The organism is Bradyrhizobium sp. 604_D8_N2_3 (assembly GCF_051810765.1).
GTDB lineage: Bacteria > Pseudomonadota > Alphaproteobacteria > Rhizobiales > Xanthobacteraceae > Bradyrhizobium > Bradyrhizobium barranii.
Genome location: NZ_JBPWPM010000001.1, coordinates 7,114,298 through 7,134,939, shown reverse-complemented (window position 1 = coordinate 7,134,939; position 20,642 = coordinate 7,114,298). Strand labels below are relative to the sequence as shown.

Genomic DNA, 20,642 nt, shown 5'->3' with positions numbered 1-20,642 from the left:
GGTGATCATGAGGTGCGGCGCGCCGTCATCAGATCGCGATAGAGCACGGCATAGTCGCCGGCGCGGTTGCGCCAGGAGACGTCGGTCGCAAGGCCGCTCAATTGCAGCCGGCGCCAGGTCGCCTTGTTGTGGAAGGCGGTGTTGGCCTTGCGCAGCGTGCCGGTGAGGGCCTCCACGGTGACGGGCGCGAACTTGAAGCCGGTCGCGTCGCGGTCCGATGTGTCGGCCTCGCCGATATCGACGATGGTGTCTTCGAGGCCGCCGACGCGCGACACGATCGGGACGGCGCCGTAGCGCAGCGCGTAGAGCTGGGTCAGGCCGCACGGCTCGAACCGCGAGGGCACGATGAGGGCGTCCGATCCGGCCTGGATCAGGTGCGCCAGAATCTCGTCATAGCCGATCACGACGCCGATACGCCCGGGGTTCGCGCGGGCGACGGCCTGATAGCGATCCTGGAGATCGCGATCGCCGCTGCCGAGCAGCGCGAGCTGCATGCCGTCGCCCAAAATGGTCGGAATGGCCTCGAGCAGGAGATCGAGCCCTTTCTGCCAGGACAAGCGGCTGATGACGCCGAGCAACGGTGCCTCGTCCGAGGAATCGAGATTGAACTGTTGCTGAAGCACCGCCTTGTTCGCGGCGCGGAACGTGAGGTCGTCCGCGCCGAAGCGGTAGGCGATGTGCGGATCGGTTTGCGGATTCCACACGTCGGTGTCGATGCCGTTGAGGATGCCGCTCAGCACATCAGCGCGCTCGCGGAGCAGGCCGCCGAGCCCCATGCCGCCTTCATCGCTCTGGATCTCCTGCGCATAGGTCGGGGATACCGTGGTGATGCGATCGGCGAGTTGAAGCCCCGCCTTGAGGAAGCTGATGCCGCCGAAATATTCGAGGCCGTGAACGTCGAACGCCGCCGCCGCGGGCAGGCCGATCTCGCTTGTCAGCGTGCGATCGAACTTGCCCTGATAGGCCATGTTGTGGATGGTCATCACGGTGCCGGGGCGCGGCCCGCCGTCGTAGTGCAGATAGGCCGGCGCGAGCCCCGCCTGCCAGTCATGGGCATGGACGACATCCGGCACGAACGCGGGCACGAGGCCGTGGCCGATATCGGCCGCGATACGCGACAGTGCCGCGAAGCGCACACCGTTGTCCGGCCAGTCGACGCCCTCAGGGGTGACGTACGGATTGCCCGGTCGCGCGTAAAGATGCGGCACGTCGAGCACGAACAGGTCGAGGCCGTCATGCGAGCCCGCGAGCAGGCGGCCCGGGCCGCCGAAATAATCCGGCCAGCGCCGGATTTCGCCGGCTCCCCCCAGCATCCGCATCACGTCGGGATAGCCCGGCATCAGCGTGCGCATCTCGACGCCGTGCGCCTTCAGCGCAAGCGGCAGCGCGCCGGCGACATCCGCGAGGCCGCCGGTCTTGACGATCGGGTAGACTTCGGAGGCGACCGCGAGGACGCGAACAGGCGTCATGTATTGAGCCTGTCGAGCATTGTCTGGGTGATGAGCGAGATGCCCTGCTCGGTGGTGCGGAAGCGCTTGGCGTCGAGCTCCGGGTCCTCGCCGACGACGAGCCCCTCGGGGATTTCGACGCCGCGGTCGATCACGACGTTCTTCAAGCGAGCGCCGCGAGCGACGTTCACGTAGGGCATGATCACGGCGTTCTCGACAGTGGCGTAGGAGTTGACGCGCACGCCGGTGAACAGCAGCGAGCGGCGCAGCGAGGCGCCGGAGATGATGCAGCCGCCCGAGACCAGCGAGCTCACGGCCTGGCCGCGCCGGCTCTCCTCGTCATGGACGAACTTGGCGGGCGGCGTGATCTCCGCATAGGACCAGATCGGCCAGGCGCGGTCGAACAGGTCGAGCTCCGGCACGACGTCGGTGAGGTCGATATTGGCCGCCCAATAGGCATCGACCGTGCCGGCATCGCGCCAGTAGGCGCGGGGATCGCTGCCCGAGCGTACGCACGAGGTCGAGAATTGATGCGCGATGGCGCGGCCGTTCTTGACGATATAGGGGATGATGTCCTTGCCGAAATCGTGACTGGAGTTCGTATCCTCGGCGTCGCGCTTGAGCTGGTCGAACAGGAATTTCGTATCGAACACGTAGATGCCCATGCTGGCGAGCGAGACGTCTGGTTTGCCCGGCATCGGCGGCGGATCCTTGGGCTTCTCGAGGAACTGCTGGATCCAGCCGTTCTCGTCGACATGCATGATGCCGAAGCCGGATGATTCCTGGCGCGGCATCTCGAGGCAGCCGACGGTGACGTCGGCGCCGCTGTCGACATGCTGGCGCAGCATCACCTCGTAGTCCATCTTGTAGATGTGATCGCCAGCGAGCACCACGATGAAGCGTGCGTTGTGCGACTCGATGATGTCGATGTTCTGATAGATCGCATCCGCCGTGCCGACATACCACATGTTCTCCGAGACGCGCTGACTGGCCGGGAGGATGTCAAAGCTCTCGTTGCGTTCGGGGCGGAAGAAGTTCCAGCCCATCTGAAGGTGCCGGATCAGGCTGTGCGCCTTGTACTGGGTCGCGACCGCGATCCGGCGGATGCCGGAGTTCACCGCATTGGACAGCGCGAAATCGATGATGCGGGACTTGCCGCCGAAATAGACCGCGGGCTTGGCGCGCCGGTCGGTCAGTTCCAGGAGCCGGCTGCCGCGTCCGCCGGCCAGGACGAACGCCAGCGCCTGACGGGCAAGCGGCTCGGGTCTCGCGGCACTCATGTCATCCTCCCACACCTCTGGCGCTTTGCGAGAAGCCTCCCGGCCGCGCACATTGGAACCGATGGTAACGGTACGAATAGTAAATCGGGAAGGTGCTTGTTGGTTGCGAACGCCCGGGAAGCTTAATGCTTTGCTGTGGCCTGTGGCTCCGTCGCACCGGTGTCATGTCCGTGCGGGCGCTGGCGTTGGCCGGACCAAAATCGAGGCATGCGCTTGTATTCTTGTGCGGTGCACGCAATGCAGGCTGTGACTTTCGGAGGCTTTGACTTGGGGCAAGGATGCCCGATCATGGCCTTGCGATCCTTTTCCAAGCAAAACGTCAGACAGGGAGCAAGACGATGAGTATCTGGAAAACGGCAATTGCCTGTTCGCTGGCGGGCGCGGTGATGGCCGGCCAAATCGAGCAGGCGGCGGCGGCTCCGCTGCCGACCAACGTCGCGACCATGAAGGCTGCCGTTGGTGACGATGTCACCCCGGTGTATTGGCGCGGCCGTGGCTGGGGATGGGGCGCAGGAGGCCTCCTCGCCGGAGCAATCATCGGCGGTGCCATCGCGAGCAGCGCGCCCTATGGTTACTATGGCGGCGGCCCGTATTACGGCGGTTATGGTGGTTATGGTTATGGCTCGGGCTACGGCTATGGCTACGCTCCGTCCTATGGCTATGCGCCGGCCTATTACGGCGGCTACGGGCCGAGCTATGGGTATGGCGGCTACTACGCGCGTCCCAGCTACTACGGCTATCGAGCCTATCGTCCATCTTACGGCCCTCGCTACGGCTACTACCGGCCGTACCGGGCCTATGATCGCGGATATTGGTAAGGACCCTGCGCGGTTAGAGCGAGAGCCACACCATCAGGCTCATGCAGGCGAAATGCGCGAGCACGATCGCGGCGAGATGCAACGGGCCGGCCTTGAGGCTGGACTTGCGCATCCCGCCGCGCCCCGCGCTAGTTTGACCCCGCGGCCGCGGCTGCAAAGCTGCGGTCGACGGCCTTGCTCACATCGAGCGTCTTCGGCAGGATGCCGTAGCGCGTCGAGCGGTCGGAGGCTTCCTGCACCTCCTTCACCACGTTCTGGTCGATCACGATCGGGCTGGTGCGCTGCGCGGTGTAGGCCGACAGCAGCACGTCCTCCGGCAGTTTTGTCAGCTCGGCTGTGCTCTTTGCGTATTCGGCAACATGATCGAGCGACCACAGCCGTGCCTTGTTCAGCCGCTGCACGAGGTCCTGCACCGCTGCGCGCTTGGTGGCGATGGCGTTGTCGGAGGCCACGATGAAGGTGATGGTCGGCGTCAGGCCTTCGCCGTCGGCGATCACGCGGGCCTTGTCCTTCAGCGTCGCGAACGAGACGTAGGGCTCCCACACGGCCCAGGCATCGATCGAGCCGGCGACGAGTGCGATCTTGGCGTCGACCGGGCCGAGCGGCGCGAAGGTCGCGTCCTCCAGCTTGATCTGCGCTTTCTCCAGCGTCGCGTCGATCAGGAACTGGCCCCAGCCGCCGCGCGTGCCGGCGAGGCGTTTTCCCTTGAGATCGGCGGCCGACTTGATCGGCGAATCCTGGCGCACAAGGATCGCTTGCGTCTTCGCATCCGACTTTGTGCCGCCGATTGCCTTGATCGGCGCGCCGGCCGCATAGACCGAGAGGAAGGAGAGATCGCCGGTGTAGCCGACGTCGAGCGCGCCGGCGTTCAGCGCCTCCAGGATCGGAGCGGCGGCAGGGAATTCCGACCATTCGATCTTGTAGGGCAGGTCCTTCGCATAGCCGGAGATTTCGAGCAGCGAGCGGTTGCCGCCCTTCTGGTCGCCGACGCGCAGCACGACGGTGTCGGCCGCGAACGAGGCGGCCGCGGTCGACAAGGTGATGGCTGCGGCGAGCAGCGATGCTGCGAGCCGCCGTGTGATCGAATGGTCGTCGGAGTTGGTGCTCATGTGGCCTGTCTTGTTGCTTTGCCCACGACGCGTGAGCGAGCGATGCAGCGAGACGATCAAGTCTATGACGGCGCGATGCGCAGTCAATGAAATGGCTATCCGTATTGGAGATGCGTCGGGCAATGACGTTTCAGCGTAGCGCCGCTTTCGAGAACGCACCGCGTGCGCGGCGGGAGATGCGCAAGAATGATGCAGGCTGCGGAGTCGCGGCGCATCCTTGCAAGATGATGCAGCAACGAAAATCGTTTCATCGCTGTCCCATGCGCTGATGGAGAGAATGACCTCGCTTCGCGCCACATTCGAAATTCCATTTCATTGACGATGCGGCGACTGCGCCGCATGATTTGCGCATCGCATCAAAGCGGCGCGGGAAGCGCCGGCGAAATTATTCTCTCAACGCAGCTCCACATGGAACATGCGCAACGCGAGACGTTGCGTGAATGGCGGAGCTGTGCCAGCGCAGAAGTGGGGACTGATGGGCAACGACAACAAGGGCAGCGGATCGGGCCTCGACCGGCGCCATTTGCTGCAGGCGGGGCTTGCGGCGGCATTCGCCGCGCCGCTTGGTGCCTTTGGTGCAGCCCAGGCCTTTGCGCCACAGGCGATCGCGCCCGGTGTCGATCTCTCTGAGTTTCCGCTGTGCCGGACGGCCGCGGATGGCCCCGTCCTCACCGGCGCGCCGCGCAAGCTGAAACTCTCCTGGAACGCCGGCGCGGTCTGTCTCGCCCCGGTGCCCGTCGCCATCGAGCACGGCTTCTTCCAGAAGCACAATCTCGACATCGAGCTCATCAACTATTCCGGCTCGACCGATCAGCTGCTCGAGGCGATCGCGACGGGAAAGAGCGATGCGGGGCTCGGCATGGCGCTGCGTTGGCTGAAGCCGCTGGAGCAGGGCTTTGACGTCAAGATCGCCGCCGGCACCCATGGCGGCTGCATGCGCGTCCTGACCCGCGCCGACTCCAACGTGAGCAAGCTCGCCGACCTCAAGGGCAAGATCGTCGCGGTCGGCGACCTCGGTGGCCCCGACAAGAACTTCTTCTCCATTCAGCTCGCCAAGCTCGGTATCGACCCGGTCAAGGATGTCGACTGGCGCGCCTATCCCGGCAACCTGCTCAACGTCGCCGTCGAGAAGGGTGAGGTGCAGGCTTTCCTGTCATCCGATCCGCTGGGCTATCTCTGGCTCAAGGACAGCCAGTACAAGGAAGTCGCCTCCAATCTCGACGGCGAATATCGCGACAAGAGCTGCTGCATCCTCGGCCTGCGCGGCAGCCTGGTGCGCGAGGAGCCGCAGGTCGCGCGCGCCCTGACGCAGGCGCTGCTCGATGCCGCGATGTTCACCGCGCAGAACCCGACCGTAACGGCGAAGTCGTTCCAGCCTTATGCGCCGAAGACGGCATCACTCGCCGATATCGAGGGCATGGTGCGCTACCACACCCACCATCATCATCCCGTGGGTGAGGTGTTGAAGCGCGAGCTGAAGTCCTATGCCGACGATTTGAAGAGCGTCCAGGTCTTCAAGCAAAGCACCGATACCGCCAAATTCGCGGAGCGCATCTATGTCGACGTATTCGCTGTCTGACGGCCTCGCCTCCGGCGCGCCGCGCCTCTCGCGCGCGCCGGTTCTTGCGAGCTGGGTCCGGGAATCCGGCGGCGGCATTCTCGCGAGCGTCGCGTGGATCGCGTTCGGCCTGTCCTGCCTGTGGTGGGAGGATGTCGGCGACTGGTCGCGGACGCACTCGCTCGGCATCGCCGCCTTCATCGTTGCCGCAATCGCCTTGTTCGGCACCGTCGGCGCCGACTACCTCGGCTCCGCCGGTAAGGCCTTGCGCCAGCGCGCGCCCTGGCTCGTGGCGCTCGGCGCATTCCTGACGTTGTGGGAGGTTGCGACCGCAAAGTTTGCGTGGCTGCCGCTGCCGTTCTTCCCGCCGCCGCAGTCGATCATCGAGGTCTATACCGACGATCTGCCAAAGCTGCTCGACAGCGTCTTCGCCTCGGTCAAGCTCCAGCTCGGCGGCTATCTGATCGGCGCCACGGTCGGCTTCCTGACCGGCGTCTCGATCGGCTGGTCGCGCGCGGTCGGCTATTGGGTGCATCCGGTGCTGCGCTTCATCGGCCCGCTGCCGGCGACCGCCTGGCTGCCGATCGCCTTCTTCACGTTCCCGTCGAGCTGGAGCGCCTCGACCTTCCTGATCGCTCTGGCGACCGGCTTCCCGGTCACCGTCTTGACCTGGTCCGGCGTCGCGAGCGTCAGCAACGCCTATTACGACGTCGCGCGCACGCTCGGTGCAAAGCCGTCCTTCCTGGTGCTGAAGGTCGCGATCCCCGCGGCACTCCCGCACGTCTTCGTCGGCCTGTTCATGGGGCTCGGCTCGTCCTTCGCCGTGCTCGTCGTGGCCGAGATGATCGGCGTCAAGGCCGGGCTCGGCTGGTACCTGCAATGGGCGCAGGGCTGGGCCGCCTACGCCAACATGTATGCGGCGCTGATCGTGATGTCGCTGCTCTGCTCCGGCGCCATCACGCTGCTGTTCGCCATCCGCGATCGCCTGCTGGTTTGGCAGAAGGGGACCGTGAAATGGTAGCCGCAACCGCACTGGCCGAGGTCACCACCCCGCCGGCCGCCGGCGCCGCGCTCGACATCGAACAGGTCAGTCACGCCTTCGACATCGATGGCACTGAGCTGCCTGTTCTCAGCGACGTCAGCATCTCCGTGGAGCCGGGCGAGTTCGTCGCGCTGCTCGGCCCCTCCGGCTGCGGCAAGTCGACCTTGCTCCGGCTCGTCGCCGGCCTCGACAAGCCCAAGGCCGGAACGCTCCGCGAGGACGAGGTGCGCATCACCCGCCCGCATCCCTCGCGCGTGGTCGTGTTCCAGGATCCGACCCTGTTTCCCTGGCGGTCGGTCTGGGACAACGTCGCCCTGGGCCTCGAGGCCCAGGGCATTTTGAAGAGCCAGCGGCAGCGTGTCGATGACGCGCTCGATCTCGTTGGGCTGTCGTCGTTCCGCAATGCCTATCCGCATCAGCTCTCCGGCGGCATGGCGCAGCGCGTCGCGCTCGCCCGCGCGCTCGTGAATGATCCAAAAATCCTGATCCTCGACGAGCCGCTCGGCAAACTCGACTCGCTGACCCGCATTACCATGCAGGCCGAGCTCGTCTCGCTCTGGCAGCGCAAGGGCTTTACCACGCTGCTGGTGACGCATGACGCCGAGGAGGCGCTGGTGCTCGCCAACCGCGTCATCGTGTTCAGCGACCGCCCGGCGCGGGTGAAGGCCGACATCCGTGTCGACCGGCCCTATCCGCGCCATCGCGGCGATCCATATCTCGCGGATCTGCGCCGCCAGATTCTCGGCTTGTTGGGATTGGACGCTACATGGTGACCTCTGTAGCCAAGGGTCGGGCGGCCCATAGCGAGCCCGACTACATCGCGCGCGCCGAGGCGCTGGCCGAAGGCTTTGCTGCGCGTGCAGCCGAGCATGATCGCGCCGGCAGCTTTCCCTTCGAGAATTTTCGCGAGCTCTCCGAGGCAGGCCTGCTGTCGCTGACGGTGCCTGCGGTTCATGGCGGGGCCGGAGCGGGCGCACGATATGCCGCGCGGGTCATCGGTATCATCGGCAAGGCCGATCCCTCGACCGCGCTGGTGCTGTCGATGCACTACATCAACCATCTGGTGATGGGGCGCAGCCCGACCTGGCCGGCGAAGCTGTCGCGCAAGCTTGCGCGTGAGAGCGTCGAGGGCCTCGCGCTCGTCAACGCGCTCCGCGTCGAGCCCGAGCTTGGCTCGCCGTCGCGCGGCGGCCTGCCGGCGACGATCGCGCGGCGCACCGAGACCGGCTGGCGCCTGACCGGTCACAAGATCTATTCGACGGGATCGCCGATCCTGAAATGGTATCTGGTCTGGGCCCGAACCGACGAAGCCGAGCCGCGCGTCGGCCAGTTCCTGGTGCCGGCTGGCCTGCCGGGCACCCGCATCGTCGAGACCTGGGATCATCACGGCCTGCGCGCCAGCGGCAGCCATGATGTCATCTTCGACGACGTCGTGATCCCGCTCGATGCCGAGGTCGATGTCCGCAATCCCCAGGAGTGGCGTGCGCCCGACGTTGCGCAGGCGACGGTCCACACGGTGTTCGTCGCGGCGATCTATGACGGAATTGCCCGCGCCGCGCGCGACTGGTTCGTCCAGTTCCTGAAGCAGCGCGTCCCCGCCAGCCTCGGCGCGCCGCTTGCGACCTTGCCGCGGGCGCAGGAGATCCTCGGTGCCATCGAGGCCAGGCTCGCAGTCAATGCACGGCTGATCGAGACGTTCGCCCGCGACTTCGACGAAGGCGTCGATCTCTCCACCGGCGAATCCAACGTGATCAAGCTGACGGTGACCAACAACGCCGTCGCCGCGGTCGAGGATGCACTATCGCTGACCGGCAATCACGGCCTGTCCCGCACCAATCCGCTGGAGCGGCACTATCGCGACGTGTTGTGCGGCCGCGTGCACACGCCGCAGGACGATGCCACCCGCACCGGCCTCGGCCGCGCCGCATTGGGCCTCTAGCTTTCAGGACAACAAACAGGGAGACGATCATGTCGATCGAGTTCATCGGCTTCATCAGCAACAACAATTCGTCCGAGATCGTCGTCCGCGAGGGGCCGGTCCTCAACCCCACCCATATCGAGACGGTGGCGAAGGCGCATGAGAATGCCGGCTTTGACCGCGCCCTGCTGGCGTTTCATTCGACGACGCCGGACGCGCTCCAAATTGCTCAGCACGTGCTGGGCGTCACCGACCGCCTCAATGTGCTGATCGCGCAGCGGCCGGGCTTCACCGCGCCGACGCTGCTGGCGCGCCAGTTCGCCGTGCTCGACCAATTTTCCCGCGGCAGGGTCGCCCTGCATGTCATCACCGGCGGCAACGCCACCGAGCTCCGGCAGGACGGCAACACGCTCGACGACAAGGACGAGCGCTACGCCCGCACCTCCGAGTTCCTCGATGTCCTCAAGCTCGAATGGACCAGCGACAAGCCGTTCACCTACAAGGGCAAGCACTACCAGGTCGAGAATGCGTTCTCGCAGGTGAAGCCGTATCGCCCCGAGGGCATCCGGATCTATTTCGGCGGCGCTTCGGATGCGGCGATCGAGGTCGCCGGCAAGCATGCCGACACCTTTGCGCTGTGGGGTGAATCCTATGCGCAGGTGCGCGACGTCACTTCCCGCGTCCACAACGCGGCGGTTCGTCAGGGACGGCCGACGCCGCGTTTCAGCCTCTCGGTGCGGCCGATCATTGCCCCGACCGAGAAGCAGGCCTGGGAGAAGGCGGAAGAGATTCTGGCACGTGCCACCGCGCTCCAGGACAAGACCGGCTACCGCAAGCCCGCCGACGGCCATGCCACGGCCGGCGCGCGGCGTCTGCTCGCGCTTGCCGACCAGGGCAGCCGCATCGACAAGCGGCTGTGGACCGAGATTGCCAAGCTCACGGGTGCCAACAGCAACACCACCGCGCTGGTCGGCACGCCCGAGCAGGTCGCCGAAGTGTTCGGCGACTATTACGATCTCGGCATCAGCCACTTCCTGATCCGCGGCTTCGATCCCCTGATCGACGCCATCGAATATGGCCGCGAGCTGATCCCGTTGACGCGCGAGCTGGTCGCCAAGCGCCAGGCCGTTCGCGGCGAGGCGGCGGAATGATCCGTCTCATGCTGGCCGGTGCGCTGCTGTTCGGCTCGTTGGAGCTCGTGGCGGCGCAAACCACCTTGCGCGTCGGCGACCAGAAGGGCAATTCGCAGGCCGTGATGGAAGCGGCAGGTGTGCTCAAGGACGTCCCGTACAAGATCGAGTGGAAGGAGTTTCCGGCAGCGGCACCGCTGCTGGAAGCGCTCAGCGCCGGCGCGATCGAGACCGGTATCGTGGGCGATGCGCCGTTCACCTTCGCCGCCGCCTCCGGCGCGCCGGTGAAGGCGATCGCCGCGATCCGTCAGACCCGCGAGGGGCTCGCGATCCTCGTGCCCGAGAATTCGCCGATCAGGAGTTTTGCCGATCTGCGCGGCAAGAAGATCGCAACCGGCCGCGGCTCGATCGGTCATCAATTGATCCTCGCTGCGCTCGAGAAGAACGGCTGGGCTGCGAGCGACGTGCAGATCGCGTTCCTGGCGCCGTCCGATGCCAAGATCGCCTACACGCAAGGCTCGGTCGATGCCTGGTCGACGTGGGAGCCGTATGTGAGCCAGGAAGAGGTGCTGTTCAAATCGCGCCGCGTCATCACCTCGGAGGGTCTGACGCCGGGGCTGAGCTTCCAGGTCGCACGGCCCGACGCGATCCGCGACAAGCGCGCGGAGCTGACGGACTTCATCCGCCGCCTCACGGCGGCGCGGGCGTGGTCGCTGAGCAACGTCGACGGCTATGCCGCGACCTGGGGCAAGCTGATGAACATCCCGACCGCCGTGCCGCAGAACTGGCTGTCGCGCGCAAAGATCCGCATCGCGCCGATCGACGACGGCGTGGTCGCGGACGAGCAGAGCACGATCGATCTCTATTTCCGCTGGGGCCTGATCAAGCAGAAGCTCGATGCGGCCGAGATCGTGGATCGCTCCTTTGCGGACGCGATCGCCAAGGCGGGGTTGTAAGCCACTCGTGAACCGGACGCGGCGCTTTCCCTCTCCCCTTGTGGGAGAGGGTGGCTCGCCGCGATAGCGGCGAGACGGGTGAGGGGTATCTCTCCGCGTACTCGCCTCTCACTATTGAGTTCGCGGAGAGATACCCCTCATCCGGCGCTTCGCGCCACCTTCTCCCACAAGGGGAGAAGGGGAGTAGCGTACGCCGGGTTACCCTCGAAACATTTCTTCTGCGTTCCTCACCGCCGACAACAGCCCCATTGCTATTTGCATCGCCTCCCTTGCACCACACCGCATCCCCGCAAAAATCATTTAGACGACCACATCGGGAGACCGGCCATGGGCCTGCAAGAAACAAAAATCGAATCGCTTCCCTTCGTCACTGCTGAACTCAACTACCTCGCGCCGGTTTCCGGCAAGCCGCGCACCTATGCTTTCGATCCGCCGCCGGGCGAGCCCAAGAGCACGTCATTGCCGGAGCCGCATCAGGTCCCGATCTTCGATGCGCGCCTGATCGCGGACAATTTCTCGCTCGATCGCGAGGGCTTTGCGCTGGTGCGTCACCCGACGCAGGTGAAGGATTTTTACAACGACGAGGAAATACGTGCGGTGTATTATCCCGCCGTCGAGGCCTTCCTGCGCGCGACGCTGAAGGCCGATCGCGTCTTCATCTTCGATCATACCGTGCGCAGGCGCGTCGAGGGGGCGGCGGATATTCGCGACGGCGGCCCGCGCCAGCCTGCGACGCGGGTCCATGTCGACCAGACCGCCGTCTCCGGCGCCAACCGCGTGCGTGAGCATCTGCCCGACGAAGCCGACGCGCTGTTGAAGGGGCGTGTGCAGGTGATCAATCTCTGGCGGCCGATCCGCGGACCCTTGCGCGATTCACCGCTGGCGATGGCCGACGGCACGACGGTCGCGCCCGACGATCTCGTCGCCTCCGATCTGATCTATCCCAACCGCCGCGGCGAGACCTATTCGGTGAAATACAATTCGAACCACCGCTGGTTCTATTTTCCGGAGATGACGCCGGACGAGGCGCTGCTGCTCAAGTGCTATGATTCCGCAACCGACGGCCGGACGCGGTTCGGGCCGCATACGGCCTTCGTCGATCCGACCACGCCGGCCGATGCGGCTCCGCGCGAAAGCATCGAGGTCCGCACGCTGGTGTTCCATAAACAGTAACAATGTGTGATGGCACTGCCGGGCGCGCCCGGCAGTGTTCCTGGAACTTACCGGAACAAATCGACGTTTGCAGCGCCGGGCAGGGCAACCGGGAGCGGTGCCGTGCGAACGCAGACGACGCTTTTCTTCAGTCTGGCCACTTTTTCGCTTTCTGCATTTTCTGTCGCGCAAGCCGAAAGCGGGCTTGCCTCATACTACGGTTACGGAAAAGCCGGTAAGGGCGGCGAACTGACCTGCGCTCACCGCACGCGCGCGTTCGGCAGCGTGCTGACGGTGTCCTACGGTGGCCGGTCGATTCAGTGCCGCGTCAATGATCGCGGCCCGTTTATCCGCGGCCGGATCGTCGATCTCTCGGTGCCGGCGGCCAAAGCGCTCGGCATGATGAGCGCCGGCGTGGTGCGGGTCTCGGTGGAATAGGCTGGCCGTCGCGCTATAGTGCCGCCCAACGCAAGGCTAAGGGGGGCGCTATGGCCAGGATTCGGGTGGGGCTTGTCGGCTGCGGCTTCGTGTCGGAGCTGCACATGTATGCGTTCCGCCGCGTCTACGGTGTGGATGTCGAGGTCGCGGCGGTCGCGGCGCGCGGCGATCATGTCGTCGAATTCGCCGGCCGCCACGGGATTCCGCGGGTCTATCGCAGCTTCGCCGAACTGATCGCGGACCGCGAGCTCGATGTCATCGACATCTGCACCCCGCCCAATCTCCATGCCGACATGATCGTCGCCAGCATGCAGGCCGGCAAGCACGTGATCTGCGAGAAGCCGTTCGCCGGCTATTTCGGCCGTGCAGGCGACGCGCAGCCGATCGGCAAGCATGTACCGAAGGCGCTGATGTATGAGCGGGTGCTGGAGGAGATGGACGCGACCCGCGCCGCAATCGAGCGCACCGGAAAGCTTTTCATGTATGCGGAGGATTGGATCTACGCGCCCGCGGTGACCAAGACCGCGGAGATCATCAGGGCGACCAAAGACAAGATCCTGTTCATGAAGGGCGAGGAGAGTCATTCCGGCTCGCACGCCGCGCATGCCGCGCAATGGGCGATGACCGGCGGCGGCTCGCTGATCCGCATGGGCTGCCATCCGCTCTCGGCCGTGCTTTATCTCAAGCAGGTAGAGGCCAGGGCGCGCGGCGAAACCATCCGCGTCGCCAGCGTCACCGGCGACGTCGGCAACGTCACGGCCGTCCTGAAGCCCGAGGAGCGCACTTATATCAAGGCCAATCCGGTCGATGTCGAAGATTGGGGCACGCTGACGGCGACCTTCTCCGACGGCACCAAGGCGACCGTGTTTTCCGGCGACATGATCATGGGCGGCGTGCGCAATCTGATCGAAACCTACACCTCCGGCGGTTCGCTGTTCGCCAACATCACCCCGAACACGCATCTGATGAGCTACCAGACCAGCGAGGAGAAGCTCGCCAGCGTCTACATCACCGAGAAGGTCGACCGCAAAACCGGCTGGCAATATGTCTGCCTCGAGGAGGAGTGGACACGCGGCTATCTCCAGGAGATCCAGGATTTCATGGAATGCGCCGCGAGCGGTAGGCAGCCGCTGTCGGACCTGGCGCTGGCGTATGAGACGATCAAGGTGAACTACGCGGGCTACTGGGCCGCGGAGGAGGGACGGCGGGTGGTGTTGTAGGGCCGCTGAAGAGACCGCAGGCACGCTGCCATCCCTTCTCCCCTTGTGGGAGAAGGTGGCGCGGAGCGCCGGATGAGGGGTCTCTCTCCGCGAGTTCGAACGTAAGAGATTTGCTTGCGGAGATAACCCCTCACCCGCCTCGCCGCTACGCGGCGAGCCACCCTCCCCCTCCAGGGGAGGGTGGCACCGTCCGCATCACCTCACGCCCCGTAGGTCGAGCCCTTCGGCAGCGGAAACACCGGGTCCTGCGTGCGGATGTTGGTCGGCCACACCACCGAGATGCGCTCGCCGGCGTTCTGCATCACCACCGGCGTCGAGCGTTCGTTCTGGCCGGACAGCGGCGTGCCCGGCGGGAAGAATTTGACGCCGTAGCCCTGGATGGTGCCGCCGGCGGGAATGTCGACGTCGAGCGCGGCCTTGCGGATGGCCTCGGGATCGAAGCTGCCGTATTTCTCCTTGGCGACCGGCAGCACGTTGTTGAGCAGCACCCAGGTCTGGTTGAAGCCCATCGAGCAATGCGGCGGCACTTCGGTTGCACCGGTCTTGGCCTTGTAGCGCGTGACCATGGCGTTGGTCAGATCGCCGATGCCCGGCGCGAGCTTTGCGGGATCGAGCAATTGCGCGGGGACCGGATCGATGTTGCAGAAATTGTCGATGTCGGCGCCGAAGGTGGCGCGCAGCTTGTCGAGCTGGCTGTAGCCGGCGCCGGCGCCGAACAGCATCTTGAAGCGCAATCCGCTCTCGCGCGCCTGGCGCAGGAACAGGGTGATGTCGGGGTTGTAACCGGCATGCGAGATCACGTCGGCCTTGGCGCGCTTGATTTTCGTAACGAGCACCGAGAGGTCGGGCGCCGAGGCGGAGTAGCCCTCGCGCAGCACCACCTGGATGCCGGCCTGCTTGGCGTAGGCCTCGTCGGCCGCCGCGACGCCGACGCCATACGGGCCGTCCTCGTGGATCAGCGCGACCTTGACGTCCTTCGGATCCATACCGAGCTTGCCTTGCGCATGCTCGGCGAGGAAGCTCGCGAAGGCCTGGCCATACTGGTCGGAATGGATCTGCGCGCGAAACACGTATTGCAGATTCTTGTCCTTGAACACGGCGGTCGAGACCGCGGTCGTGATCCAGAGGATCTTCTTCTGCTGCTCGACCTTGGCCGCGAGCGGCACCGCATGCGAGCTCGCATAGACGCCGTTGATGATGTCGATCTTCTCCTGACTGATCAGGCGTTCGGCCTCGTTGATCGCAACGTCGGGTTTGCTCTGGGAATCCGCTGCGACCGGAGCAATCTTGGTCTTGCCGCCGACACCGCCTTTCTCGTTGACGAGATCGATCGCGATCTGCGCGCCGATTGACGAGGCGACCGAGCCGCCCGCCGCGAACGGGCCGGTGAGGTCGTAGATCAGGCCGATGCGCAAATTCTCGGCTTGCGCCTGGGCCCGGGTCCAATCGAGGCTGAGTGCGGCGGCGGCAGCCGCCGAGCTCTTCAGCAACTGCCTGCGTGAAGTCGGCATCCTATCCTCCCTCAAAACCCGTCTGTTGATTGGTCTTGTTATTTTTTTACGAATTATGGGGAGCGGGACGATGGAAAGTCAACATGGCGAAAGGTCGATAGGCGGGTCATGGCGCAGAACGCAACTGCGAAGACGGACTGCATCGAGCGATTTGCCCGATCTCAGTTCGTGTCGGAGCGCATGGCCTCGAATACCGCAAAGCCTGCACCGTCGAGCAACGGCACCACCCTCGCCAATCGGAATCCGGCCTGCTCCAGCAGGGATCGATATTCGGCGTCGGTGCGCTCCATGCCGGAGACATTGACCAGCATCTCCATGTCGATATGGAGCACGCGCATGGCGTCGCGATGATCTGGCTCGATCCGTCGTTCGATCAGCAGAACCCGAGCATGTCCTGGCATTGCCGCGCGAAGATTTCGCAGGATTGCCAGCGATTGTTCGTCATCCCAATCATGGATGATCTGCTTCAGAATGTAGGCGTCTGCGTCTGCCGGAATGGTTTCGAAGAAGCTCCCGCCGATGATCTCACATCGGTTCCTGCCTCCAATCGCCTCCAGAGAAGCACCGGCTACGACATCGGGAAGGTCGAACAGCACGCCTTGCATGGTCGGGTGATCGGCCAGAATCGTTGTGAGCGTGAAGCCATGTCCGCCGCCTATGTCGACGATGCGGCCTATCCCGTGAAAATCGTAGTGCTTGAGAAGCGCGGTGGCCAACCGGGCGGAGCTGGTTGTCATCGTCGCGTTGAAAATCGCAGATAGCTCGGCGTCCTCGCGCAAATAGTCGAAGACCCCGGTCCCGTGTGCGTGATCGAAGGCATGCTGGCCGGTCTGTACAGAGTGCAGAAGATGGCTCCAGGATTGCCAGTGCGATTCGCTGAGCCATAGCCGCACCACCGGACAGATCGAAGCTGGGATATCGGCGCGGAGGGTAGACCCAAGCGGTGTCAGCGCAAACTGCTTCGGAGACGTCTCGTCGAGCAGGCCGGCACCGGCCAGGAAGCGAAGCAGCCGGTAAAGGGTCGGAGCATGGCTTCCAGTCGTTGTCGCGAGATCGTCGCAATGGCGCGGGCCTGCCGCCAGGTGATCCGGAATGCCAAGCTCGACGGCAACGCGCAGGGCCTGCGAAATGCGGTACCCACCGATCAGCCTGAAGATCTGGGCGAAATCTTGAGGTGCGGGAGATTGTCCGCGAGAGATGCCTGCGTCCATCTGAGATGCTCCGCTTCATCACCGGCGGGGTACATGGCGGAGGTTGCGGCAAAACGTCAACGTGACCCAAGGTCGCTACGGGCCGGTCGCGGCGCAGCATGCTTCCTGCAGGGCAAGGAAAAGCCCACCGCTCGCGAAGGAGCGGTGGGCCTGATGCCGGGACGAGCCGGTTACTGCGACAGCTTCACGAAGGCGGGAAACTTCAGCTTGCCTTCCGCGATCTTCTCGGGCCAGACCACGACCTGCTTGCTGTCCTGCCACTGGAAGACGAGGCCGGACACGGTCGTGGGACCGGACTTGATGCCGTGGGTGAACTCGTCGTACTTGCCGTAGAACTGGATGCGGCCGATCGTGCCCTCGTAGTCGGTCTTCTCCAGTTCAGCGACCATCTTGTCGGGATCGGTCGAGCCTGCGCGCTTGATCGCGTCGGTGATGAAGTAGACCTCGTCATAGGCGGTGTAGCCGGTATAGGCCGGCGGCGTGCCGAACTTGGCCTTGAACGCGGCCGCGAACGGTTTTGTCTTGGCGGTCACGGCGACGTCGGGTGTTGCCACCGCGAGCGACGGCACGCCGTCGGCCGCGCCATTGGTGTCCTTCCAGAAGGTCGGGCTCAGCGCCTGCGCGCTGATGCCGAACATCGGGATCGGCACCTGCTGGTTCTTCCACTGCACCGTCGGCTGCACGCCGACATGCGAGATGCCGGTCACGATCACGTCAGGCTTCTTGCCCTCGATGTTGTTGAAGATCGGCGTGAAGTCGGTGGTATCGGGCGAGAAGCGCACATGCTCCACGACCTTCAGGCCCGCCTTGGGCAGGCAGGCCTCGTAGCCGACGTCGAGCGGCTTGGTCCAGGCCGCATCCTCGCTCATGATCGCAACCGTCTTGAACTTGAGCTTGTCGACCAGAAGATCCTTGGCGGCGTCGCAGACGAGCTGGGCTTGCGCGGCCGAAGTCAGATAGCCGTGGAAGGTGTACTTGTTCTTCTCGTAGTCGTTGTGGATCGCCTTGGTGATCTCGTTAGAGGCGGCGCCGGGTGTGATCAGCGGCATCTTCAGTCGCGCCGCCCAGGGCTCGAGCGCGAGAACGACTTCGGAGATATAGCTCGCGATCACGGCGGAGACCTTGTCCTCGCTCACCGCGCGCTGGAAGGCGCGCACCGAGTCGGCCGACGAGCTCTTGTTGTCATAGGTGACGATCTCGACCTTGCGGCCGAGAATGCCGCCCTTGGCGTTGATCTCGTCGGCAGCGATCTGCGCGCCGCCCGGGGTCGCAGCGCCCGCGATCGACTGCACTTCGGCGATGACGCCGATCTTGATTGGATCGTTCGACTGCGCATAGGCGGGTGCGGCAAGACACAGCGCCAGTGCGGAGGTGAGGAGGCTGCTGCCGAGGATTGAAGGTCGCATGGTCGTTTCCCTTTCTATGCTTTTTGTTGATGTTGAGGACTCAAAGAAAATCGGCGCCGGCTTCGCTTGCGAAGCGGCCGGGATCGCCCTCCCAGACGATGCGGGCGTGCTCCAGCACATAGACGCGGTCGGCATGCGGCAGCGCGAAGGTGACGTTCTGCTCGCCAAGCAGCACCGTGATCGCGGTGGTCTGCCGCAGCTTCGTGAGCGCCTTGGACAATTGCTCGAGGATGACGGGAGCGAGGCCTAGCGTCGGCTCGTCCAGGATCAGGATCTGCGGCTGCATCATCAACGCGCGGCCGATCGCGAGCATCTGCTGCTCGCCGCCGGACAGCGTTTGTGCCATCTGGCCCTGGCGCTCCTTCAGGATCGGGAACAGCTCGAACAGCCAGGCGAGCTGCGCGGCGCGCTTGTCGTCGGAGAGATGCTGGCCGCCGAGATCGAGGTTTTCGCGCACGCTCATCTCGCCGAACAGCTCGCGCGCTTCCGGGCATTGCACGAGGCCACTGCGCGCGATCTTCGCCGGGCTCGTGCCGCGCAGTCTGTCGCCGCCGCGCACGATCTCGCCGCTATAGGGCAGGAAGCCGGAGATGGTGTTGAACAGCGTGGTCTTGCCGGCGCCGTTGAGGCCGACGACGGAGACGAACTCGCCCTCGTGGACGTGGATCGAGACGTTCTCCAGCGCCTGCGCCTTGCCGTAGAACACGCTGACATTCTCGACCTGGAGCAGCGGCACCTTGTCCTTGAAGCTGGTCTCGGGCCGCGCATGGGTCTCGATGGCGCCGCCGAGATAGACCCGGCGCACCGTCTCGTTCTTCATGACCTCGTCGGCGTTGCCGGTGACGATTTCCTCGCCGAGATACATCGCGAGCACGCGGTCGACCAGTGCGGCGACGCTCTTGACGTTGTGGTCGACCAGCATCACGGCGCGGCCCTCGTCGCGAAAGCTGCGGATCAGGTCGGAGAAGACGTCTACTTCCGCCCGCGTCAGCCCGGCAAAGGGCTCGTCCACCAGCACGACCTTTGGGTCACGCGCGATCGCCTTGGCGAGCTCGAGCCGGCGCAGATCGGCGAAAGGCAGCGTCGGCGGCCGGCGGTTCATCACGCTGCCCAACCCGACGCGGTCCGCGATCCATTTGGCGCGCTCGACCAGCGCCTTGTCCGGGAACAGCATGAACAGGCTGTCCGGCAGCAGCGCGACCATGATGTTCTCCAGCACCGTCTGCCGGTTCAGCGGGCGCGAGTGCTGGAATACCATGCCAAAGCCTTTGCGCGCGATCTTGTGCGCGGGCAGGCCGGCGACGTTCTCGCCCTCGAAGATGACTTCGCCCGATGTCGGGCGTTCGATGCCCATCACGCTCTTCATCGCGGTCGACTTGCCGGAGCCGTTCGGCCCGATCAGGCCGAAGATCTCGCCGGCGTTCACTTCGAAGCCGAGGTTCTTCACCGCCGTCAATCCACCGAAGCGTTTTGTCAGGCCGCGGACGTCGAGCACGGGCCGGTTTGCGACCATATCCATCACGAGCGCGCCTCACGTGAGAGGGCCGCTCCGAGGAAGCCGCCGGGGAAGAACAGCACGACGAGCAACGCGACCGCCGAGACGATGAAGGTCGCGAGCTCGCCGGTCGGCCTTAGGAATTCGCCGGCGACGATCAGGAAGATCGCGCCGAGCGCGGCGCCAAGCACGGTGCGCCGGCCGCCGAGCACGGCCGAGACGATGACGTTCACGCCGACCGCGACGTCGACGACGGTGCCGACCGAGGCGGTGCCGAAATAGAACACCAGCAGCGCTCCGGATAAACCAGAGAAGAACGCGCTGACGATGAAGGCGGCGAGCTTGTGCTTGACGATGTTGAAGCCGAGCGCGCCGGCCTGTACCGGATCCTGGCCGCTGGCCTGGAGCACGAGGCCAATTGGCGATTGCGACAGGCCGTAGAGGATCGCCGCCGAGATCGTCATGAAGCCGAGTGCGATCCAGTAATTGGCGCCGGCGTTGATGGTGATGACGTCGGGGATGGTCAGGCCGATCTCGCCGCCGGTGAGATCGGCGAACACCACGATGAAATTCTGCAACATCAACACCGCGACCAGCGTGGTCAGGCCGAAATACGGCCCGCGCACGCGCAAAGCCGGCAGCGCCAGCACTAGGCCCGCGATGACGGAGGCCAGCGCCCCCAGCACGATGCAGAGATAGACCGACCAGCCGAACTGGGCGTTGAGAATGCCGGCGGTGTAGGCGCCGACGCCGATCAGGAAGGTGGGCCCGAAATTCACTTCGCCCGCAAAGCCGAACAAGAGGTCCCAGGCCATCGCGAACACGCCGAAATAGAACGCGACGGTGAGCAGGCCGAGCACGTAGCCGGAGACGTAGAGCGGCAACGTCGCCGCGATGATGACGAGCGCGACCGAGATGAAGAACAGGCGGGAGGTGAAGAAGGTGGACAT

General features: G+C 64.9%; 18 protein-coding genes. 10 read left to right on the top strand and 8 right to left on the bottom strand.

Going from position 1 to position 20,642, the window contains the following annotated elements:
- Window positions 1-5: 5 nt before the first annotated feature.
- Together glgA and glgC are read right to left on the bottom strand one after the other, a co-directional pair.
- Complete coding sequence (gene glgA / locus AB7245_RS34235; protein ID WP_354102703.1) at window positions 6-1,469, bottom strand: glycogen synthase GlgA; 1,464 nt, start codon at window positions 1,467-1,469, stop codon at window positions 6-8.
- Entirely contained in the window at window positions 1,466-2,728 is a 1,263-nt protein-coding gene (gene glgC, locus AB7245_RS34230; RefSeq protein WP_063981659.1) for a glucose-1-phosphate adenylyltransferase, read from the bottom strand. Before glgC ends, glgA begins: the two co-directional genes overlap by 4 nt.
- A gap of 338 nt (window positions 2,729-3,066) precedes the next feature.
- Between glgC and AB7245_RS34225 the strand changes: the two genes are divergently transcribed.
- Window positions 3,067-3,546 carry a hypothetical protein gene (locus AB7245_RS34225; RefSeq protein WP_354102704.1) on the top strand — a complete coding sequence of 160 codons (480 nt, stop codon included), beginning with the start codon at window positions 3,067-3,069 and terminating at the stop codon, window positions 3,544-3,546.
- A gap of 128 nt (window positions 3,547-3,674) precedes the next feature.
- Here AB7245_RS34225 and AB7245_RS34220 read toward each other — a convergent pair whose 3' ends face one another.
- Complete coding sequence (locus AB7245_RS34220) at window positions 3,675-4,655, bottom strand: ABC transporter substrate-binding protein (RefSeq protein ID WP_354102705.1); 981 nt, start codon at window positions 4,653-4,655, stop codon at window positions 3,675-3,677.
- Between the two features lie 475 nt (window positions 4,656-5,130).
- On the opposite strand from AB7245_RS34220, the gene AB7245_RS34215 reads away from it, so the two are divergent.
- The 9 genes from AB7245_RS34215 to AB7245_RS34175 all read left to right on the top strand — a co-directional run bounded on the left by AB7245_RS34215 (window position 5,131) and on the right by AB7245_RS34175 (window position 14,069).
- A complete protein-coding gene (locus tag AB7245_RS34215; protein ID WP_354102706.1) occupies window positions 5,131-6,234 on the top strand; it encodes an ABC transporter substrate-binding protein in 1,104 nt (367 codons plus the stop codon).
- Window positions 6,212-7,234, top strand: a complete 1,023-nt coding sequence (locus tag AB7245_RS34210; RefSeq protein ID WP_439035470.1) for an ABC transporter permease — start codon at window positions 6,212-6,214, stop codon at window positions 7,232-7,234. The genes AB7245_RS34215 and AB7245_RS34210 overlap by 23 nt, the downstream gene beginning before the upstream one ends.
- Window positions 7,228-8,028, top strand: a complete 801-nt coding sequence (locus tag AB7245_RS34205) for an ABC transporter ATP-binding protein (RefSeq protein ID WP_014493120.1) — start codon at window positions 7,228-7,230, stop codon at window positions 8,026-8,028. Before AB7245_RS34210 ends, AB7245_RS34205 begins: the two co-directional genes overlap by 7 nt.
- Complete coding sequence (locus tag AB7245_RS34200; protein ID WP_354102707.1) at window positions 8,022-9,194, top strand: acyl-CoA dehydrogenase family protein; 1,173 nt, start codon at window positions 8,022-8,024, stop codon at window positions 9,192-9,194. The genes AB7245_RS34205 and AB7245_RS34200 overlap by 7 nt, the downstream gene beginning before the upstream one ends.
- A 29-nt stretch (window positions 9,195-9,223) precedes the next feature.
- Window positions 9,224-10,324, top strand: coding sequence for an LLM class flavin-dependent oxidoreductase (locus AB7245_RS34195; protein WP_354102708.1), 1,101 nt, complete (start codon window positions 9,224-9,226; stop codon window positions 10,322-10,324).
- Entirely contained in the window at window positions 10,321-11,259 is a 939-nt protein-coding gene (locus AB7245_RS34190) for an ABC transporter substrate-binding protein (RefSeq protein WP_354102709.1), read from the top strand. Before AB7245_RS34195 ends, AB7245_RS34190 begins: the two co-directional genes overlap by 4 nt.
- A 327-nt stretch (window positions 11,260-11,586) precedes the next feature.
- Window positions 11,587-12,432, top strand: a complete 846-nt coding sequence (locus AB7245_RS34185; protein WP_439035469.1) for a CmcJ/NvfI family oxidoreductase — start codon at window positions 11,587-11,589, stop codon at window positions 12,430-12,432.
- Between the two features lie 102 nt (window positions 12,433-12,534).
- Window positions 12,535-12,849: a septal ring lytic transglycosylase RlpA family protein gene (locus tag AB7245_RS34180; RefSeq protein WP_071910599.1), complete on the top strand. Its 315-nt coding sequence runs from the start codon at window positions 12,535-12,537 to the stop codon at window positions 12,847-12,849.
- Between the two features lie 50 nt (window positions 12,850-12,899).
- On the top strand, window positions 12,900-14,069 hold the full coding sequence (locus AB7245_RS34175) for a Gfo/Idh/MocA family protein (RefSeq protein WP_354248862.1): 1,170 nt from the start codon (window positions 12,900-12,902) through the stop codon (window positions 14,067-14,069).
- Window positions 14,070-14,269: 200 nt separating this feature from the next.
- Here the strand turns inward: AB7245_RS34175 and AB7245_RS34170 are convergent, their stop codons facing one another.
- The 5 genes from AB7245_RS34170 to AB7245_RS34150 all read right to left on the bottom strand — a co-directional run bounded on the left by AB7245_RS34170 (window position 14,270) and on the right by AB7245_RS34150 (window position 20,642).
- Window positions 14,270-15,580 carry an ABC transporter substrate-binding protein gene (locus AB7245_RS34170; RefSeq protein WP_208088083.1) on the bottom strand — a complete coding sequence of 437 codons (1,311 nt, stop codon included), beginning with the start codon at window positions 15,578-15,580 and terminating at the stop codon, window positions 14,270-14,272.
- Between the two features lie 161 nt (window positions 15,581-15,741).
- Window positions 15,742-16,791, bottom strand: a complete 1,050-nt coding sequence (locus AB7245_RS34165; RefSeq protein ID WP_439035468.1) for a methyltransferase — start codon at window positions 16,789-16,791, stop codon at window positions 15,742-15,744.
- Between the two features lie 170 nt (window positions 16,792-16,961).
- Entirely contained in the window at window positions 16,962-18,197 is a 1,236-nt protein-coding gene (locus tag AB7245_RS34160; protein WP_439035467.1) for an ABC transporter substrate-binding protein, read from the bottom strand.
- 40 nt (window positions 18,198-18,237) lie between these two features.
- Entirely contained in the window at window positions 18,238-19,716 is a 1,479-nt protein-coding gene (locus AB7245_RS34155) for an ATP-binding cassette domain-containing protein (protein ID WP_439035466.1), read from the bottom strand.
- Entirely contained in the window at window positions 19,716-20,642 is a 927-nt protein-coding gene (locus AB7245_RS34150) for a branched-chain amino acid ABC transporter permease (protein WP_014493139.1), read from the bottom strand. Before AB7245_RS34150 ends, AB7245_RS34155 begins: the two co-directional genes overlap by 1 nt.

Coding starts and splice junctions, on each gene's coding strand:
- AB7245_RS34195 (WP_354102708.1), top strand. CDS start 9,224: ATGTCGATCGAGTTCATCGGCTTCATCAGCAACAACAATTCGTCCGAG.
- AB7245_RS34220 (WP_354102705.1), bottom strand. CDS start 4,655: ATGAGCACCAACTCCGACGACCATTCGATCACACGGCGGCTCGCAGCA.
- AB7245_RS34190 (WP_354102709.1), top strand. CDS start 10,321: ATGATCCGTCTCATGCTGGCCGGTGCGCTGCTGTTCGGCTCGTTGGAG.
- AB7245_RS34175 (WP_354248862.1), top strand. CDS start 12,900: ATGGCCAGGATTCGGGTGGGGCTTGTCGGCTGCGGCTTCGTGTCGGAG.
- glgC (WP_063981659.1), bottom strand. CDS start 2,728: ATGAGTGCCGCGAGACCCGAGCCGCTTGCCCGTCAGGCGCTGGCGTTC.
- AB7245_RS34150 (WP_014493139.1), bottom strand. CDS start 20,642: ATGTCCACCTTCTTCACCTCCCGCCTGTTCTTCATCTCGGTCGCGCTC.
- AB7245_RS34185 (WP_439035469.1), top strand. CDS start 11,587: ATGGGCCTGCAAGAAACAAAAATCGAATCGCTTCCCTTCGTCACTGCT.
- AB7245_RS34155 (WP_439035466.1), bottom strand. CDS start 19,716: ATGGATATGGTCGCAAACCGGCCCGTGCTCGACGTCCGCGGCCTGACA.
- AB7245_RS34210 (WP_439035470.1), top strand. CDS start 6,212: ATGTCGACGTATTCGCTGTCTGACGGCCTCGCCTCCGGCGCGCCGCGC.
- AB7245_RS34215 (WP_354102706.1), top strand. CDS start 5,131: ATGGGCAACGACAACAAGGGCAGCGGATCGGGCCTCGACCGGCGCCAT.
- AB7245_RS34160 (WP_439035467.1), bottom strand. CDS start 18,197: ATGCGACCTTCAATCCTCGGCAGCAGCCTCCTCACCTCCGCACTGGCG.
- AB7245_RS34170 (WP_208088083.1), bottom strand. CDS start 15,580: ATGCCGACTTCACGCAGGCAGTTGCTGAAGAGCTCGGCGGCTGCCGCC.
- AB7245_RS34205 (WP_014493120.1), top strand. CDS start 7,228: ATGGTAGCCGCAACCGCACTGGCCGAGGTCACCACCCCGCCGGCCGCC.
- glgA (WP_354102703.1), bottom strand. CDS start 1,469: ATGACGCCTGTTCGCGTCCTCGCGGTCGCCTCCGAAGTCTACCCGATC.
- AB7245_RS34165 (WP_439035468.1), bottom strand. CDS start 16,791: ATGGACGCAGGCATCTCTCGCGGACAATCTCCCGCACCTCAAGATTTC.
- AB7245_RS34200 (WP_354102707.1), top strand. CDS start 8,022: ATGGTGACCTCTGTAGCCAAGGGTCGGGCGGCCCATAGCGAGCCCGAC.
- AB7245_RS34225 (WP_354102704.1), top strand. CDS start 3,067: ATGAGTATCTGGAAAACGGCAATTGCCTGTTCGCTGGCGGGCGCGGTG.